13 protein-coding genes are annotated in these 17384 nt (G+C 62.6%); 2 read left to right on the top strand and 11 right to left on the bottom strand.

From position 1 onward, the window contains the following. The first annotated feature begins 12 nt into the window (after positions 1–12). Both IB277_RS18640 and IB277_RS18635 read left to right on the top strand, forming a co-directional pair. Positions 13–894 carry a DMT family transporter gene (locus IB277_RS18640; protein WP_034806435.1) on the top strand — a complete coding sequence of 294 codons (882 nt, stop codon included), beginning with the start codon at positions 13–15 and terminating at the stop codon, positions 892–894. A gap of 125 nt (positions 895–1019) precedes the next feature. Beyond that, the gene (locus tag IB277_RS18635) at positions 1020–2834 is read left to right on the top strand and encodes a methyl-accepting chemotaxis protein (RefSeq protein WP_090299762.1); all 1815 of its coding nucleotides are present in this window, start codon (positions 1020–1022) and stop codon (positions 2832–2834) included. Between the two features lie 43 nt (positions 2835–2877). On the opposite strand, the gene IB277_RS18630 is transcribed toward IB277_RS18635, so the two are convergent. The 11 genes from IB277_RS18630 to tolB all read right to left on the bottom strand — a co-directional run bounded on the left by IB277_RS18630 (position 2878) and on the right by tolB (position 17367). After that, positions 2878–3384: an N-acetyltransferase gene (locus IB277_RS18630; protein ID WP_060518566.1), complete on the bottom strand. Its 507-nt coding sequence runs from the start codon at positions 3382–3384 to the stop codon at positions 2878–2880. A 119-nt stretch (positions 3385–3503) separates the two neighbouring features. Next, entirely contained in the window at positions 3504–5099 is a 1596-nt protein-coding gene (gene serA, locus IB277_RS18625; protein ID WP_110819211.1) for a phosphoglycerate dehydrogenase, read from the bottom strand. Between the two features lie 132 nt (positions 5100–5231). Further along, the gene (locus tag IB277_RS18620) at positions 5232–6410 is read right to left on the bottom strand and encodes a phosphoserine transaminase (RefSeq protein WP_090299760.1); all 1179 of its coding nucleotides are present in this window, start codon (positions 6408–6410) and stop codon (positions 5232–5234) included. Between the two features lie 252 nt (positions 6411–6662). Further along, the gene (locus tag IB277_RS18615; RefSeq protein WP_090299778.1) at positions 6663–7496 is read right to left on the bottom strand and encodes an outer membrane protein; all 834 of its coding nucleotides are present in this window, start codon (positions 7494–7496) and stop codon (positions 6663–6665) included. Positions 7497–7684: 188 nt separating this feature from the next. Then, positions 7685–8509: an outer membrane protein gene (locus tag IB277_RS18610; RefSeq protein WP_060518574.1), complete on the bottom strand. Its 825-nt coding sequence runs from the start codon at positions 8507–8509 to the stop codon at positions 7685–7687. 381 nt (positions 8510–8890) lie between these two features. Next, complete coding sequence (gene glmM, locus IB277_RS18605) at positions 8891–10243, bottom strand: phosphoglucosamine mutase (protein WP_060518576.1); 1353 nt, start codon at positions 10241–10243, stop codon at positions 8891–8893. A 316-nt stretch (positions 10244–10559) separates the two neighbouring features. Continuing rightward, positions 10560–12500, bottom strand: coding sequence for an ATP-dependent zinc metalloprotease FtsH (gene ftsH, locus IB277_RS18600; protein ID WP_034806263.1), 1941 nt, complete (start codon positions 12498–12500; stop codon positions 10560–10562). A gap of 100 nt (positions 12501–12600) precedes the next feature. After that, positions 12601–13866: a tRNA lysidine(34) synthetase TilS gene (tilS, locus tag IB277_RS18595; RefSeq protein WP_090299776.1), complete on the bottom strand. Its 1266-nt coding sequence runs from the start codon at positions 13864–13866 to the stop codon at positions 12601–12603. Between the two features lie 64 nt (positions 13867–13930). Next, a complete protein-coding gene (gene ybgF / locus IB277_RS18590; protein WP_034806258.1) occupies positions 13931–14959 on the bottom strand; it encodes a tol-pal system protein YbgF in 1029 nt (342 codons plus the stop codon). Between the two features lie 263 nt (positions 14960–15222). Further along, entirely contained in the window at positions 15223–15756 is a 534-nt protein-coding gene (gene pal / locus IB277_RS18585) for a peptidoglycan-associated lipoprotein Pal (protein ID WP_034806256.1), read from the bottom strand. A gap of 297 nt (positions 15757–16053) precedes the next feature. Then, a complete protein-coding gene (gene tolB / locus IB277_RS18580) occupies positions 16054–17367 on the bottom strand; it encodes a Tol-Pal system beta propeller repeat protein TolB (protein WP_034806253.1) in 1314 nt (437 codons plus the stop codon). Between the last annotated feature and the right edge of the window lie 17 nt (positions 17368–17384).

Below are 17384 nucleotides of genomic sequence, written 5' to 3'. Positions count from 1 at the left end.
GGTCTGACCATCGTGAATTCCAGGGCCTACTTCTATCTGTGCATCACCGCTCTCTTCTGGGGCGGCAACTCCGTCGCCGGAAAGATGGCCGTTGGCCATGTGAGCCCAATGATGCTGACGACCCTGCGCTGGGTCTTCGCGCTCATCGTCATCCTGGTGCTGATGACGCCGCAGATCCGCCGCGACTGGGACAAGATCCGCAAGCACTGGCTGCAACTTCTTGCCTATGGCGCGATCGGCTTCACCACCTTCAATGCCCTGCTCTACTCGGCGCTCAAATATACGAGCGCCATCAATGCCGTCATTCTGCAGGCCGGCATCCCGATGCTGATCTTTCTCTTCAACTTCGTGCTCTTCCGCACCAAGGCGTCGATCGCCCAAGTGATCGGCTTTACCGTCACCCTCGTCGGCGTGCTGGTGACGGCGGCCCATGGCGACGTCACCAGCCTGCTGTCGCTCGAATTCAACTTCGGCGATGCGCTGATGATCGCGGCCTGCATCGTTTATGCCGGCTACACCGTGGCGCTGCGCTACAAGCCGACCATGCACTGGCAGAGCTTCATCGCCGCCCCCGCCTTCGGCGCGCTGTTGAGCGCCATCCCGCTGTTGTTCTGGGAGATCGGCACAGGCACGGCGATAGTCCCAGATACCACGGGCTGGGTCATCGTTCTCTATGCCGCGATCTTCCCGTCGCTGATGTCGCAGGTGCTTTATGTGCGCGGTGTCGAGATGATCGGCGCCAACCGCGCCGGCCTGTTCATCAACGCCATTCCCGTTTTCGGCACGCTGCTGTCGGTGATGCTGATCGGCGAGACCTTCCACCTCTTCCACCTCGTCGCCCTGCTCTTGGTGCTCGGCGGGATCGCGATCGCCGAAAAAGGTCGCCCGCGCTAGAGAAGTCTCGCGCCTGCCGGGCAAGTTTCGGGCGATGCAATCGCTAGAACTCGGGAGGCGACTTAAGGCTTGATTAGCAGATGGGTGTTTCTGTCGCCGCCAGGATTTTCCTTGGGGCTAAGGCAGTGAAAAATATTAGAATTTCGACACGTATCTACTTATTGACGGCGATGGCGCTGGTCTTCATGGCAGCCGCCATGGCCTACAAGACTCAAGTCGCCAACTCGGAAGTCAGCGACGAGCGCCGGCAGATGCTGCGCAACGTCACCGAAGCGGCGATCTCGACGATCGCAAGCTTCGAGGAGCAGGAGCGCAATGGCACGCTCTCGCATGAGGAAGCCCAGAGCCGCGCTATTTCCGCCGTTATGGCCATGCGCTTCGGCCAGGACGGCTACTTCTTCATCAACGGCTTCGACGGCATGATGATCGCCCACCCGCTCGCCAAGAAGCTCGTCGGCACCGACGTGCGCGGCCTCAAGGATACCAACGGCAAAGCCTTTAACGTCGAGCTCATCGCGTTGGCGCAGAACCCGGGCAGCGGTATCGTCAACTACTATTGGGACAAGCCCGGCCATGAGGAGCCGGTCGAGAAGTACTCCTACATTCAGGGCTTCAAGCCCTGGGGTTGGGGCGTCGGCACCGGTGTCTATGCCGACGATCTCGCCGCCAAGTACAATGCGTCTCTGCTGATGACGATCATCACCACGGCGATCGCCGCGATCGCGACGCTGGCTGCCGCCATGGCGATCGGCCGCTCGATCAGCCGGCCGATCAACCGGCTGAAAGACGTGATGCTCGAAGTATCGAACAACGACACCCGTTCGGAAGTTCCGGATACCGACCGCCGCGACGAGATCGGCCACATGGCCGATGCCCTCGTCGTGCTGCGCGCCTCGGTGATCGAGCGCAACGCGCTCGAAGTTCGCCAGCGCGAACAGCAGATGGCGCTCGACGGCGAGCGCAGCGCCAACGAGGAAATGCAGCAGGCGACCGCCCGCGTGCAAGCCCATGTCGTCAGCACGATCGGCGGTGCGCTCGAGCGGCTCGCGAGCGGCGACCTGACGACCCATGTCCCCGATCTCGGCGCCGACTACGAAAAGCTGCGCCAGGACTTCAACACCGCCGTCGCCGCACTTCGCTCGACGGTGAGCGCGATCGCCGATTCCACCTCAGTTGTCACCGGCAATGCCAATGAGATCAGCAGGGCAGCCAACGACCTGTCGCAGCGCACCGAGCAGCAGGCAGCGTCGCTCGAAGAAACCGCAGCCGCCCTCGACGAGATCACCTCAGCGGTTCAGAACTCCACCAACCGCGCCGAGGAGGCGACCCGCATGGTCGCCGAGGCCCGCAAGGGTGCGGCCACCTCGAGCGAGGTCGTTCGCGACGCAATCACCGCCATGGGCCGCATCGAAAACTCGTCTTCGAAGATCGGCGAGATCATCGGCGTCATCGACGACATCGCCTTCCAGACGAACCTCCTGGCGCTGAACGCCGGTGTCGAGGCGGCACGCGCCGGTGATGCCGGCAAGGGCTTTGCCGTCGTCGCGCAGGAGGTGCGGGAACTGGCGCAGCGTTCGGCAACGGCGGCCAAGGAGATCAAGGGGCTCATTACCGCGTCGGGCGTCGAGGTTTCGGCCGGCGTGCGTCTGGTCGAGGCGACCGGCTCGGCGCTCGGCGACATCGAGCGCCGGGTCAACGAGATCAACGACCGCATCGTCGCCATTGCGACGGCCGCCCGCGAACAGTCGGTCGGGCTGCGGGAGATCAACACTGCCGTCAACCAGATGGACCAGATGACCCAGCAGAACGCCGCCATGGTCGAGCAGACCTCGGCCGCAAGCCAGGCGCTCGCCGGCGAAAGCAACGTGCTATCCGGCCGGCTTGCCCAGTTCACGGTCGAGGAGAAAGCGTGGCGGCCCTCGACGCAGCGGGCGGCCTGATCCAGCACAAAACGAAAATGGCGCCAATCGGCGCCATTTTCATTCAGACGAGATGCCGCTCCATATAGAGCGCATCATCGCCATAACTTGAAAGCTTCTGCACCAGCCGTTCGTCCATGCGAACCTCGAAGCCCTGTCGCTCCCAGAAGCGGCGGGATCCGTTGACGGAAACGAGCGACATCGACCGGAACCCTTCCGTCCGTGCAACATCGGCAAGCATCGGCAACACGCCGCCCCCTGCCCCGGAGCCACGCATTTCGGGCAGAAGGGCGAGGTCATGGATGTACCAGGTATCGGCAGCCTCAGGGATTTCGCCAAGCATGCTGTTCAGCGACGGCGGCGCACCGCGAAGCCAGGGGTGGCTCAACACATAGCCGCGCGACAGGCCCTTTGAGTCCAGCATGAAACAACCGGCAGGGCTGAGCGCGATGCGGTCGGCGAGCACGGCGTCATCCTCGGGAAAGGCCTGGTGAACCACGAGCTGGATCTCCGATACGGATGCGAGGTCGGGCAGGCTTGCCTCACGCCAGCGGAATGTCATTTCGGTCATTTCTCGTCACATGCGTTCGAAACAGGAAAACGCACCGGCGGTCGGCCGGTGCGTCCTCGATATGTCCCGTGAGTGGGTCGGCAAAGTGGCAGACCGTGCTGCCACTTGCTGGGCTGGCATCAATCGATGTTGAAGACCAGCGGCTTTGCCTGGCGAATTGCCGGATTGGCACGCAGCTTGTCAAGCACGGCCTCGGAAACAGCGCCATCGACGTAGAGCAGCGCGATCGCGTCACCGGCTTCCTTCTCGCGGCCGAGCTGGAAGTTCGCGATGTTGACGCCCGCATCGCCGAGCGTCATGCCGATGAAGCCGATCATGCCGGGAACGTCGGTGTTGGTGATGTAGACCATGTGGTTGCCGACATCCGCATCGAGGTTGATGCCCTTGATCTGGATGAAACGCGGCTTGCCGTCCGAGAACACCGTGCCGGCGACCGAACGTGTCTGGTTCGCCGTCTTCACCGTCAGCTTGATGTAGCCGTCGAAGACGCCGGTCTTGTCACGCTTGACCTCGGACAGGATGATGCCCTTTTCCTTGATCATGACCGGCGCCGAAACCATGTTGACGTCGGCGACCTGCGGCCGGATCAGACCGGCAAGCACGGCACTCGTCAGCGCCTTGGTGTTCATGCCGGCGGTCGAGCCGTCATAGAGGATCTCGATTTCCTTGATCGCGCTTTCGGTCACCTGACCGACGAAGGCGCCGAGAACATCGGCAAGCCGGATGAACGGCTTCAGGATCGGTGCTTCCTCAGCGGTGATCGACGGCATGTTGATGGCGTTGGAGACCGCACCCTTGACCAGATAGTCCGACATCTGTTCGGCCACCTGCAGCGCGACGTTCTCCTGAGCTTCCGTGGTCGAAGCGCCGAGATGCGGCGTGCAGACGACGTTCGGCAGGCCGAAGAGTGGGCTTTCGGTTGCGGGTTCGACCTCGAAAACGTCGAAACCGGCGCCGGCGACATGGCCCGACTTGATCGCTTCGGCAAGCGCCTTCTCGTCGACCAGACCACCACGGGCGCAGTTGACGATGCGCACGCCCGGCTTGGCCTTGGCAAGCGCTTCGGCGCTCAGGATGTTGCGGGTCTTGTCGGTCAGGGGCACGTGCAGGGTGATGAAGTCAGCCTGGGCGAGCAGTTCGTCGAGTTCGACCTTGGTGACGCCCATTTCTTCGGCACGCTCCTTGGAGAGGAACGGGTCGTAGGCAAGCACATGCATCTTCAGGCCGATGGCGCGCGAGCAGACGATCGAGCCGATGTTGCCGGCGCCGATGACGCCGAGCGTCTTGCCGGTGATTTCGACACCCATGAAGCGGGACTTCTCCCACTTGCCGGCCTGCGTCGAGGTGTCGGCGGCCGGAAGCTGGCGGGCAACGGCAAAGAGCAGCGCAATCGCATGTTCGGCGGTCGTGATCGAGTTGCCGAAGGGCGTGTTCATCACGATGATACCGCGGCGCGAAGCGGCCGGGATGTCGACATTGTCGACGCCGATGCCGGCGCGGCCGATGACCTTGAGGTTGGTCGCAGCGGCGATCAGCTTTTCCGTCGCCTTGGTGGCGGAACGGATGGCAAGACCGTCATAGTTACCGATGATTTCGGCGAGCTTGTCCTTGTGCTTGCCGAGCTTCGGCTGGAAATCGACTTCGACGCCGCGGTCGCGGAAGATCTGGACGGCGGTTTCCGACAGTTCGTCGGATACGAGAACACGAGGTGCCATGGGAGGCCTCCTTAAAGATCAGGTCTGAATGGGAATGCGGGTAGCCAGGCCTCGCTCCCATCGGGAGCGAAGCGGATCACTCAAATCAGTGTGAGATGCGGGCGAAGTTCATTGTCCTCACCCATTGTCCGATCAGGCCGCGGCCTGTGCCAGCGTTGCCTTCTGGCTCTCGAAAGCCCAGGTCAGCCATGGCATCAGCGCCTTCATGTCGGCGGCCTCGATCGTGGCGCCGGCCCAGATGCGAAGACCGGACGGGGCATCGCGGTAATGGCCGATGTCGAAGGCGACGCCTTCCTTTTCGAGGAGCGCAACCACGCCCTTGGCAAAGGCCGCCTGTCCGTCGGCGTCGAGCGCGAGCACGTCCTTGTCGACGATCTTCAAGCAGACCGAAGTGTTGGAGCGGGTCTCGTCCTTGACCGCCAGGTTTGCGATCCAATCGTTGGCGGCGACGAAATCGAAGATTGCCTGCGCATTGGCATCAGCCCGGGCCATCAGGCCCTTGAGCCCGCCGACCTGCTGCGCCCAAAGCAGCGCATCGATGTAATCTTCGACGCAAAGCATCGACGGCGTGTTGATGGTTTCGCCGGTAAAGATGCCTTCAATCAGCTTTCCGCCCGAGGTCATGCGGAAGATCTTCGGCAGCGGCCAGGCCGGCACGTAGGTCAGCAGCCGTTCGACGGCGCGCGGCGACAGGATGATGACGCCATGGGCGCCCTCGCCGCCAAGAACCTTCTGCCAGGAGAAAGTGACGACGTCGAGCTTGGCGAAATCGAGGTTCTGCGCAAACGCGGCAGAGGTCGCATCGCAGATCGTCAGGCCCTTGCGGTCAGCCGGGATGAAGTCGCCGTTGGGCACACGCACGCCCGAGGTCGTGCCGTTCCAGGTGAAGACCACGTCGCGGTCGAAATCGACCTTCGAAAGGTCGGGAAGTTCGCCGTAACCGGCTTCGAACTTGCGTACGTCGGCGAGCTTCAGCTGCTTGACCACGTCGGTCACCCAGCCGGCGCCAAAGCTTTCCCAGGCGACCATGTCGACGCCGCGCGGACCGAGCAGCGACCAGAGCGCCATTTCGACGGCGCCGGTGTCGGAAGCGGGCACGATACCGATACGGTAGTCGGCCGGCACTTCAAGAATGTCACGGGTAAGATCGATGGCCTGCTTCAGCTTCGTCTTGCCGATCTTGGCGCGGTGCGAACGACCGAGCGGAGCATCGGAGAGAGCGTCGAGCGTCCAACCGGGGCGCTTCGAGCAAGGGCCAGAAGAGAAATGGGTATTGTTCGGACGGAGGTCCGGCTGTGCAGGCTTTGCCATGTGCTATCCTTCCAGATAGATAGCCCTTCGTTGGGGAAGGGTGTCCCGCCGTCGTCGATATTGGCGGCGGGATCGGAAGTCAAGCGCTTTGTCGCAATCGACAAAATTAATGGCGTCGCGGGCAACATATGAAAAGACAGGCGGCCACCGCCGAACGATTGTTGCCAGACAACGCCTTCATGTGAGCAACAGGTTGAATCACTTGGGGAAAGAACGCAGCGAACCTGCTCGACTTTCCCGCGGCCGATGGCGCTAGAACGAGAAGCGCAGGCCCGCTCGGATTTCGTGACGGGAAAGACCATCGTCAAAGCCGTTGCCGCCACGTGCGCCCGCAAGCGCCTCAGTGCCGAAGCCGAACATCTCGCCGTCGGCGATATGGGAGTAGCGGTAGCCGACATCGAGCTTCAGCTGATCGCTGAGGTCGTAGGAAACGCCGGCCATCAGCGCATAGGTGAACCGCCAACTGTCGCGCCCCTCGTAAGAGGTGGAGCCGGCCGCTCCGGCGCAGGCGCCGCCACCGGCAACGCAGGTCGCCTTTTCAACCGCCGTATCCCAATTGAGACGCGTCGCGCCGAGACCGGCGCCAACGTAGGGGGTAAAGCCGGCGAGCGTGCCGAAGTCGACATAGGCGTTCGCCATCAGGCCGAGAGCGGAATAGTCGGCCCCGGTCGAAAACGCGCAGGATGTTCCCGCCCCTTGCCCCGCGCACGGGCTTGCCGATGAGGATGAACCGTTGAACCGGCCCTCGAAATACTCCGCCGTCAGGTCAGCGCGGAACGTGTCGGTAAACTGGTAGCCGACGCCAAGCGACCCGGAAAACGGCTTGTCGAAACGGGCGTTGTCGAAGGTGGTGCTGTCGTAGGTCGACGTGCCCGCATCGAAGGTCCGGTAATAGGGATCGCCTTCGCTACGCCAAGGCGCATAGCCGATATCGCCGCGCAGATAGATCGCACTCGCGCCAGCCGATTCTTTTTCGATGGTGATCTCCGGCGCATTCAGGAGATCCTCATCGGCAGCGAATGCCGCGCCGGAAAGGAGCAGGCCGGCACCAAAAGCGGCCCCGCAGAACCCGTTTCGCCAATCCATGCCCATGCCCTTTCACCACTGCTATCGGTGCGGGATGGCGCACTGCCGTCACCGCTTCGTTCAGCGTTAACTATTGGCAGCGACTGGTTAACCCCCGGTTAACCATGCCTGTTAGGAAACAAGCAAAGAATGGCGGCAACGAAAAAGGCCACCCGAAGGTGGCCTTTTGTATCATCTGGTCTGGCCGATCACTTGTAGACGATCGGCTCCGGCTCGTAGGGCACTTCGCAGACACTGCCGAACGAGTAGCGCAGACCAGCGCGCGCCTCGTGGATGTAGAAGCCCTCGTCGGAGCCCGGACCGCCACCGTTGGCGTAGCCGAACATGTCGCCATCGTCGACCTGGCGGAAGCGGTAGCCGACGTCGGCCTTGAGATTGCAGGTGAGGTCGATGGCAGTACCGGCCATCAGCGCGTAGGTAAAGCGCCACTTGCTCTCACCGTCATGGCTCGTCGTCGGGTCGCAATTGCCGGGGTTGCCGATTTCGCAACTGGTGTTGCGCAGCTTGTCCCACTTGACGTGCGTCGCACCGATACCGGCACCGACGTAAGGCGTGAAGGCGCCGTAGGTGCCGATATCGACATAGGCGTTGGCCATCAGGCTCCAGGCGGAAACCGATGTGACGTCGCGCGACCGGCACGGGCCCGGGAAGTTGCCGCAGCCACCCACGGTCGAGCCGTTGAAATCGGCGCTGCCCCAATAGTCGGCCGTGACGTCGGCACGGAAGTAGTTGTTGAACTGATAACCGACACCGACGCCGGCGACCCAGGAGTCATCGATATCGGCGGTTTCGAAATTGGCGATGGAGCCGCCCGGCCCACCCTGGTAGAAATTCGCGCCGCGCAGGTTGTTCCAGGCGTAACCGACATCGCCGCGCAGGTACCAGCCGCTGGTCTGGATGACTTCGACCGGCTGTTCCGGCACCGGCTCGATAGGCGGTTGATAGACATCCGCAGCAAGAGCTGCCGTGCCGCTGAGCAAGATCGCAACAACGCCACTCAAAATTCTCTTCATGGCCCACTCCAATAGATTCCGTTGCTTGGATCACCGTGAAAGCGGTGCCCAAATCCCGTTGTTGTTGTGGATAATGAGGAGCAAAGGTTAAGTTCCGATTAACTACAAACGTTTACCGCGTTTGTTAAGGAATCGGCATATTCTTGTAGTTGTCGTGCAGTTTACTGCCTGCTGCCCGAGATCACATAAGGTAGAGCTAAATAGAACGGCAGAACAACACTCTCTTTTGTCGTGATGGTTGCAGGTTCTGTTCCCCAGCGGAGTTCTAACGGGAAAATGGCCCGGACCGCGGCGACACTACCGGGCAAAAGCAACAGGCAACGGGAAAAAAAGAGGCCGGCGCTTCGCACCGGCCCTGGAGGGAAGTCGATTGGTACCGGCTTAGGCGGCGTTGCGCACGCTGCCGATGACATTGACCAGTTCGTCGACGATGCGCTCGACCTGGCCGCGATCGTCGCCTTCCGCCATCACGCGGATAAGCGGCTCCGTGCCGGACGGGCGGATCAGCAGACGACCGGATTTCGCAAGCTCCGCTTCCGCGTCCGCAATCGCCTGGCGCACGGTCGCGTCTTCAAGCGGCTTGCCGGCCGAAATGCGCACGTTCTTCAGCACCTGCGGCACTGGCTCGAAGCGGTGGCAGACCTCGCTCACCGTCTTGCCCTGACGCTTGATCACCGCAAGGATCTGCAAGGCCGCAACAAGACCGTCGCCGGTGGTGCCGAAATCGGAAAGCACGATATGGCCCGACTGTTCGCCGCCGACGTTCAGCCCGTCCTGGCGCATCTGCTCGACGACATAGCGGTCGCCGACCTTGGTGCGGCGCAGGTCGATGCCGCGCCCTTTAAGGTAACGCTCGAGACCGAGATTGGACATCACGGTCGCCGCAACGGCACCGCCGCGCAGCATGCCGTCCTCGGCCCAGCTGTCGGCAATGACGGCCATCAGTTGATCGCCATCGATGACGGTACCGTTCTCGTCGACGATCAGCACGCGGTCGGCGTCGCCGTCGAGCGCGATGCCGATATCGGCGCGCACTTCATGGACCTTCTTGGACAGAGCAGCCGGATGCGTCGAGCCGCAGTCGAGGTTGATGTTGAGGCCGTTCGGCTCCGTACCGATGGTAACGACTTCGGCACCCAGTTCCCAAAGGGCGGTCGGCGCCACCTTGTAGGCCGCGCCATTGGCGCAATCGACGGCGATCCTCAGGCCCTGCAGCGTGACATCGCGCGGCAGCGTGCGCTTGGCATGTTCGAGATAGCGATAGATGTCGCCATCGACGCGCTTCGCGCGGCCGATGTCTTCCGACTTCGCCAGCTGGCCCGAGAGATCCTGGTCGAGCAACGCCTCGATCTTCTGTTCGATGTCGTCGGAGAGCTTGTAGCCATCGGGGCCGAACAGCTTGATGCCGTTGTCCTGGAAGGGATTGTGGGACGCCGAAATCATCACGCCGATATCGGCGCGCAGCGAGCGGGTGAGCATGGCCACACCCGGCGTCGGGATCGGCCCGAGCAGGAAGACGTCGAGACCGGCCGCGGTGAAGCCTGCCACCATCGCGTTTTCGAGCATGTAGCCGGAAAGACGCGTGTCCTTGCCGATCACCACCCGGTGGCGATGGGCGCCATTGCGAAAGATCGTACCGACGGCGATGCCGACCCGCATCGCCAGATCCGGTGTCATCGGAAACATATTGGACTGGCCGCGAATACCGTCGGTGCCGAAATACTTGCGCTTCATAAGAGCTCCATCGTTCTGCCGGGTCAGCGCTGGCTTTGCCAGTTTCGCCTGTCTGCGGGGTGCGCGACTGGGTTTCATTGACCGGACCTCATTTCATATCGGCGGTTGCCGTACGCCTCCGATCGTCGTGCCCACCAATGGCCATGCGATCGCGACACATGAGTCTTCTTTGACACAAAAGTGCAGCAAACGGCAGCGAGCCTAGCATCAGAAATCATTACATCCCGTTACCAAATGCCAGGTGCAAAATCGCCAACGAAAAACCGCCGCTCCACTCAAGGAACGGCGGCTTCAATACATGGCCGACAGGTGTCGGTTATTGCGGCTGCGGCTCGAACCCGCCTTCGGACTCTTCGCCCTTGCCCGCCGAGCCTTCCTTCTTGGCACCGGCCGAGGGAACGGCCGAGCCACGATGCGGCGGCGTGTCGTCGCCGAGATCACGTGCCGGCTTCTCCCCGCGGATCAGCGCCTTGATTTCTTCGCCAGTCAGCGTTTCGTATTCGAGCAACCCTTCGGCAAGCGCCACGAACTCGTGGTTCTTCTCCGTCAGGATTTTGCGGGCGGTCTCGTAGGCCTCATCGATCAGACGACGGATTTCGTTGTCGATCTTCTGGGCGGTCGCTTCCGACACGTTCTTCTGCTGAGCAACGGAGTGGCCGAGGAAGACTTCCTGCTGGTTCTCGCCATAGGAAACCTGGCCGAGCTGGTCGGAGAAGCCCCATTGCGTCACCATCGCACGGGCAAGCTTGGTGGCCTGCTCGATATCCGAGGATGCGCCCGAAGTGATGTTCTCTTTGCCGAAGGTCAGTTCTTCGGCGACGCGTCCACCCATCATGATGGCAAGACGCGAGACCATCCACTTGTAGCTCATCGAGTAGCGGTCGCCTTCCGGCAGCTGCATGACCATGCCGAGCGCGCGACCGCGCGGGATGATCGTCGCCTTGTGCAGCGGATCGGCCGAGGGAACGTTGAGCGCGAGGATCGCGTGACCGGCTTCGTGATAGGCGGTCAGCTTCTTCTCGGCCTCGGTCATCGCCGACGAACGACGCTCCGCGCCCATCATGATCTTGTCCTTGGCATCCTCGAACTCGAGCATGGTGACAAGACGCTTGTTGCGACGGGCGGCCATCAGGGCGGCCTCGTTGACGAGGTTCATGAGGTCGGCACCGGAGAAGCCGGGCGTACCACGTGCGAGCACCTTGAGGTCGACGTTCGGCGCCAGCGGCACGTTGCGCACATGAACCTTGAGGATGCGTTCGCGGCCGTTGATATCCGGGTTCGGCACGACGACCTGGCGGTCGAAGCGGCCCGGGCGCAGAAGGGCCGGGTCGAGAACGTCAGGACGGTTGGTCGCGGCGATCAGGATGATGCCTTCGTTGGCTTCAAAGCCGTCCATCTCGACCAGCAGCTGGTTGAGCGTCTGTTCGCGCTCGTCGTTGCCGCCGCCGAGACCGGCGCCGCGATGACGACCGACAGCGTCGATTTCGTCGATGAAGATGATGCAGGGCGCATTCTTCTTGGCCTGTTCGAACATGTCGCGCACACGGCTGGCGCCGACGCCGACGAACATTTCAACGAAGTCCGAACCGGAGATCGTGAAGAACGGCACGTTGGCTTCGCCGGCAACCGAGCGGGCTAGCAGCGTCTTACCGGTACCGGGAGGACCGACGAGCAGCACGCCGCGCGGAATGCGACCGCCGAGGCGCTGGAACTTCTGCGGGTCGCGCAGGAATTCGACGATTTCTTCCAGGTCCTGCTTGGCTTCGTCGACGCCGGCGACGTCGTCAAAGGTAACACGGCCATGCGCTTCGGTCAGAAGCTTGGCCTTGGACTTGCCAAAACCCATCGCTCCACGCGAGCCGCCCTGCATCTGGCGCATGAAGAACAGCCAGACGCCGAGGATCAGAAGCATCGGAAGCAGGGTACCGATATAGCTGAGGAACCCGGACGAACCGTCGGTTTCCGGGCGAACCGTGACCGTCACGTCCTTGGCTTCGAGGCGCTCGGTCAGCGCCGTATCGACCGAAGGCGCGTAGGTCTGGAAGGTTGCGCCGCTTTCGGAATAGCTGCCGATCACTTTCGAGCCGGTGATCACGACTTCCTTGACGCGGCTCGCATCCACGTCCTTGAGGAATTGCGAGAACGGAATCTCGCGCGAGCCGGTGCGCTCCGTCGGCTGTTGGAACATGCTGAACAGCGCGATCAGCAGAAGCGCTATGATTGCCCAAAGGGCAAGATTACGAAAATTAGGGTTCATCGAACTCCCCGGAACCTGTCACGACCCGCGCATTTCGCGAGCCGCTGTCTTGCTCCCTAACATAGGGTTCTGGTGACGTATTGCCAAGGCAAACCGCCGGCTACCGTTCCATTTCTGTCAATAGATCGTGAACCGGCGGCGGAGGATAAGGCTCTCGTCCGAACAATCCGGCGATCCGATCGGCCATGATCCGGTCGAAACCCGGCAAAAAGGTGTCGTAGAGCCCGATCCGCGGCTCGATTGTGATGGATGCGACACTTTCGCCGTTCTCAGACCGGACCCTCGGCGCCGTAAGCGTTGCACGACCGGCAACGCCCGGTGGCAAGCCTGCGGCAATAAGTCTCTGCTGTTGTGGCCCGCCTCGGCCCTCTGCCGCGACGGAGATGGGCGCGCTTCCGCCATTTCGCACATGGAAGCGGCCATCCCATGTTGCGGTCTCGCCGCCTGCAAGCGTCAAAGTCGTCAGGCCCCGCGCCTCGCGATAGAGGTAAAGCCCGCTTGCGCGGCGGTCGAACACGCATCTTCCGGCCGTCATCCTACCGAGCGTTGTCTCTCGCAGAAACGCCGCCACCCGCTTCACCGTATCTGCGGCGGGGATATGCGCGCGGCCGCCGACCACGGCCACCAGCGCGAGCAGCGCCCGCTGCCAATCGACGTTGTCCCGATGGTCGCCGAGAGCAAGCGGGATCTCCACCACCAGGCCTGCATGCACGCGCACATGGCGGGTGATGAAGGCGGCAGCCCTTGCCGACGACCGGGCCCTGGCTCCAGCATCCCATACCCCCTCTTCCGCCCGCGGTGATTGCGCCAGTTCGGCCCGGACGCGGACCCGCTCGAAGGTCGGGTTGGCGTTGCTCGGATCATCGAACCAGGTCACGTCGCGCGTCGCGAGATAGGCGCGGATCGACGCTCGGTCTAGGTCGAGGAACGGCCGCAGCACCCAGATCCGGCGGTCGTAAAGGGTGGCACTCGCCATGCCGGAAGCGCCCGGCCCCTGCGCCCTTTGCATCCGCATCAGGATCGTTTCGCGCTGGTCGTCGCTGGTGTGGCCGGTGACGATACAGCCGGCCCCAAGCCGCTCGGCGGCATCCGCCAGTAGCCGATAGCGCGCCTCGCGCGCCGCCGCCTGAATGCCGGTCAGCGGTTTGGGGCCATTCCAACGCTTGATGAGGTGCGGAACGCCGATGCTTGCGCAGAAGGCGGCAACGCCTTTCGCTTCCGCAGCCGATTCCGGCCGCAGGGCGTGATCGACCGTACATGCGGCCAGGGAAAATCTGTTGGGGTCGCTTGCCTCGATCGCCTCGTTCAGGGCGAGAAGCAAACCCTTGGAATCGCTCCCGCCGGAGACGGCAACGAGGATACGCATCGGGCGAAGAAAGGAGGCGAGAAATCGTTTTGCCGTTTCGACAACGGCTGTCGGCGCTGGAGCCTCAGCAGCCAAAGCGGCTCTGCTCGCTCGTCACCTTCGCCTTCACCGCAGGCGAGGCCTTGGGATAGCGCTTGTTGACCTCGCCCAGCGTCGCGCAGGCGGTTTCCTTGTTGTCGAGCGCACCGAGCGACATGCCGAGCTTCAAGAGCATTTCGGGCGCCTTCGGCGATTTGCCGTGGGCCTGATGCGCGTTCAGGAAGGTCTTGGCGGCGTCGCTGTATTTGCCTTGCGAATATTGGGCTTCACCCAGCCAGAAGCTGGCATCGGCTGCCTTGTCGCCCTTCGGAAACGCGGCCAGGTAGTCGCCGAATTCCTGCTCGGCAGTGCTGTAGTCGCCCGAAAGGACATGACCGTAGGCCGACTGGTAGAGGTCGCCGGGATTGTCGAGCGATGCAGTCTGCTGGCTGCCGGGATTGCTGTTCAAGCCGCCGTCGGCCGGTGCGCCGGAATCGACGCCGGGAAGCGTGGCGTTTGCGCCCGGCCGCCCATCCGTCGTCGCTGCGACCGGATTGCCGTTCTCGTCGAACACGATCTGTCCGAGTGTCGACGGCGGGGCCGCGCCGTTGCCGCCCTGGCTTGCTCCGGGCGAAACGCCCGAAGACGCCATGTCGTTGCCGCCGGCTGCGGGCGCCATGGTCTGGCTATCCGTCACCCCCGGGGTGACGGACGCCTGATCGCTGGTTTTCGGCGTCTGCAGAGCGCCGCTCTTCTTGGGGGAGGCCTTGCCGCTTTCCAGATCCTGGAAGCGGAACTCGTTGTCCTCCTGGAACTTCCGGATCTGCTCCTGCATCTGCAAGAGCTGGAAGCTCATTTCCTCGATACGCCCGTTAAGCGAGCGGATCTGTTCTTCGAGCTGGCCAATCCGTGCGGTTTCGGCCGACTGCACCTTTACGACGGGCAGGTTCTGCGCGCCGCTGTTGGTCTCAGTCGTTCGGGCCAGCAGCCCTGAAAGAGGCATGGCGTTCGCCGTCTGGCCGAGACCCGCAAGGGTCGCAAGACCGATCAGGCCCGCCACGACAAATTTCTTCATTTCATTTGTCCTGTTCGAATACCGGTTGTCCCACCCTTGACCAGGGGCCCGCAATACATCTCGCCGAGTCATCTGGGTGATTGCCGCACAGTTTTCCAATTGCCCTGAAAAAGCAACGGAGTTCGGCCAAAGTGTGGTAAAAAAGCAAAGGGCGGCCAAGGGCCGCCCTTTTAATTTAGCGATCTGTGATCTCCGGAACACGCAACGCCTCCTGAGATCAAGTCGTGATTCCGGGCCACGCGATGCGCGCGGCCGCGGCATCATTACATGCCGGCGCCACCGAGAACGGTAACGGCGCGGCGGTTCTGCGACCAGCAGGAAATGTCGTCGCAAACGGCGACCGGCTTTTCCTTGCCGTAGGAGATCGTCTTCATGCGGTTCGACGGAACGCCCTGGCTGATCAGGTAGTCGCGGGTCGAGGCCGCACGGCGGGCGCCGAGCGCCAGGTTGTACTCGCGCGTGCCGCGTTCGTCGGCATGGCCTTCGATGGTGATCGCGTAGTTCGGGTACTTGGCAAGCCACTGGGCCTGACGAGCGAGCGTCTGCTGCGCGTCGGCGCGGATCGAGGTGGAGTCGGTGTCAAAGAAGATGCGGTCGCCGACATTGACGGTGAAGTCCTGCTGCGAGCCCGGCGTTGCCGAACCGGCGCCACCGAGACCGAGTTCGCCAGCGCTGCCCGGCAGGTTCTTCTTCGATGCACAGCCAGCCAGGGCAAGCGTCATGACCAGGGCGATCATGACCGGGTTGCGAGCGATGGTCTGCATGCGGCCTGCGGCCGGGGTGTCAATTCGGCTCATACGCCGGTCTCCTTGAGAAGTGTCTGAATTCACGGTTGCCAGACTGTAACCGGAAGCGGTTAATCGCTATTCAACAGTTATGGTTAACAAATCGATAATTTCGGCTCGGGCCCTGCTAGACCAGCACTTTGCGGCGAGAAAGCGGCATCATTGCCACATTTTCCCGCCGCAAATCGGATCAGCCTGCAGCGGGATCAGGAAAAAAGGAGGCGGCTTTCCGCCGGCCTCACGCCCTTAAGCGGACGAGAGGGCGATCACGTTACTGGCTTTGGATCGGGCGACCCAAAGCCACGTGAACTACTCGAGCAGCGGCGACCAGGCCGGGTCGGATGCGAAGCCCTGCGTCTGGATCAGTTGCTCGTTGTAACCCGACAGATCGATCGAATAGAGCTGCGGTCCGCCGGAACCGGCACCCTGGCGGAAGAACATCAGGACACGGCCGTTCGGCGCCCAGGTCGGGCCTTCGTTGTGGAAGCCGGTGGTCAGGATACGTTCGCCCGAACCGTCGGTCTTCATCACGCCGATCGAGAACTTGCCGCCCGACTGCTTGGTGAAGGCGATGAGGTCGCCACGCGGAGACCAGACCGGCGTCGAATAGGAGCCGTCGCCGAAGGAGATGCGGCGCTGGCCGGAGCCGTCGGCACCCATGACGTAGATCTGCTGGCGGCCACCGCGGTCGCTTTCAAAGGCGATCTGGCTGCCATCCGGCGAATAGGACGGGGCGGTATCGATCGCGGCGGTGTTGGTCAGGCGCGTCGTGGTCCGCGAGCGCAGGTCCATTGTGTAGATGTTGGCGTTGCCGTCCTGCTGCAGGCTCATGATGACCCGCTGGCCATCCGGCGAGAAGCGCGGCGAGAAGGTCATCCCGGGGAAGTTGCCGACGACCTCGCGCTGTCCGGTTTCCAGCTGCAGCAGGTAGACGCGCGGCTGTTGGTTTTCGAACGACATGTAGGTGACTTCCTGGCGGTTCGGCGAGAAGCGCGGCGTCAGAACGATGTCGTTGGAATTGGTGAGCGCACGGGCGTTGAAGCCGTCCTGGTCCATGATGGCGAGCTGACGCTTGCGTGCCGTCTTCGGGCCGCTTTCGGCGACATAGACGATGCGGGTGTCGAAGTAGCCCTTTTCACCGGTGACGCTCTGATAGATGGCGTCGGCGATGATGTGGGCCACGCGGCGCCAGTTTTCCGGCTGGGTGAAGAACTGCTGGCCGGTCATCTGCTTGTTACCGAACGTATCCCACAGGCGGAACTCGGCCTTCAGCCTGCCGTCGCCTTCCTGCGTCACGCGGCCGGTGACGAGCGCCTGCGCGTTGATGACCTTCCAGTCCTCGAAACGCGGCGTCGCATCCGGATTGCTGATCTTCTCGATGAACGCGCCCTTGTTGATCGGCGCGAACAGGCCCGAACGCTTCAGGTCCGCCGCAACCACGTCCGAAATCTTCTGGCCGAGTTCGCCCTGGAGAAAGTCCGTGACAGCGATCGGCAGCGGTTCGACGTTGCCCTTGTTGATGTTGATTTCAACTTCAGCATTTGCCGGTGTCACCGCCGCCACGACGGCGGCTAACATGCCCGCGGCCACCATCAGGGCGCGGAAAAGAGAGACCTTGATCATAGGGACAAGCCTTTCAG

This window comes from Ensifer sp. ENS07 (assembly GCF_014852185.1).
In the GTDB taxonomy this organism is placed as follows: domain Bacteria; phylum Pseudomonadota; class Alphaproteobacteria; order Rhizobiales; family Rhizobiaceae; genus Ensifer; species Ensifer adhaerens.
The sequence above is the reverse complement of the archived record's forward strand: the minus strand, read 5'-3'. Positions and strand labels throughout refer to the sequence as shown.

What these genes read in the sequence shown, in the direction of transcription:
- tilS (WP_090299776.1), bottom strand. Translation starts at nt 13,866, where the DNA reads ATGCGTATCCTCGTTGCCGTCTCCGGCGGGAGCGATTCCAAGGGTTTG.
- ybgF (WP_034806258.1), bottom strand. Translation starts at nt 14,959, where the DNA reads ATGAAGAAATTTGTCGTGGCGGGCCTGATCGGTCTTGCGACCCTTGCG.
- IB277_RS18620 (WP_090299760.1), bottom strand. Translation starts at nt 6,410, where the DNA reads ATGGCAAAGCCTGCACAGCCGGACCTCCGTCCGAACAATACCCATTTC.
- glmM (WP_060518576.1), bottom strand. Translation starts at nt 10,243, where the DNA reads ATGAAGCGCAAGTATTTCGGCACCGACGGTATTCGCGGCCAGTCCAAT.
- tolB (WP_034806253.1), bottom strand. Translation starts at nt 17,367, where the DNA reads ATGATCAAGGTCTCTCTTTTCCGCGCCCTGATGGTGGCCGCGGGCATG.
- IB277_RS18630 (WP_060518566.1), bottom strand. Translation starts at nt 3,384, where the DNA reads ATGACCGAAATGACATTCCGCTGGCGTGAGGCAAGCCTGCCCGACCTC.
- IB277_RS18610 (WP_060518574.1), bottom strand. Translation starts at nt 8,509, where the DNA reads ATGAAGAGAATTTTGAGTGGCGTTGTTGCGATCTTGCTCAGCGGCACG.
- IB277_RS18615 (WP_090299778.1), bottom strand. Translation starts at nt 7,496, where the DNA reads ATGGATTGGCGAAACGGGTTCTGCGGGGCCGCTTTTGGTGCCGGCCTG.
- pal (WP_034806256.1), bottom strand. Translation starts at nt 15,756, where the DNA reads ATGAGCCGAATTGACACCCCGGCCGCAGGCCGCATGCAGACCATCGCT.
- serA (WP_110819211.1), bottom strand. Translation starts at nt 5,099, where the DNA reads ATGGCACCTCGTGTTCTCGTATCCGACGAACTGTCGGAAACCGCCGTC.
- ftsH (WP_034806263.1), bottom strand. Translation starts at nt 12,500, where the DNA reads ATGAACCCTAATTTTCGTAATCTTGCCCTTTGGGCAATCATAGCGCTT.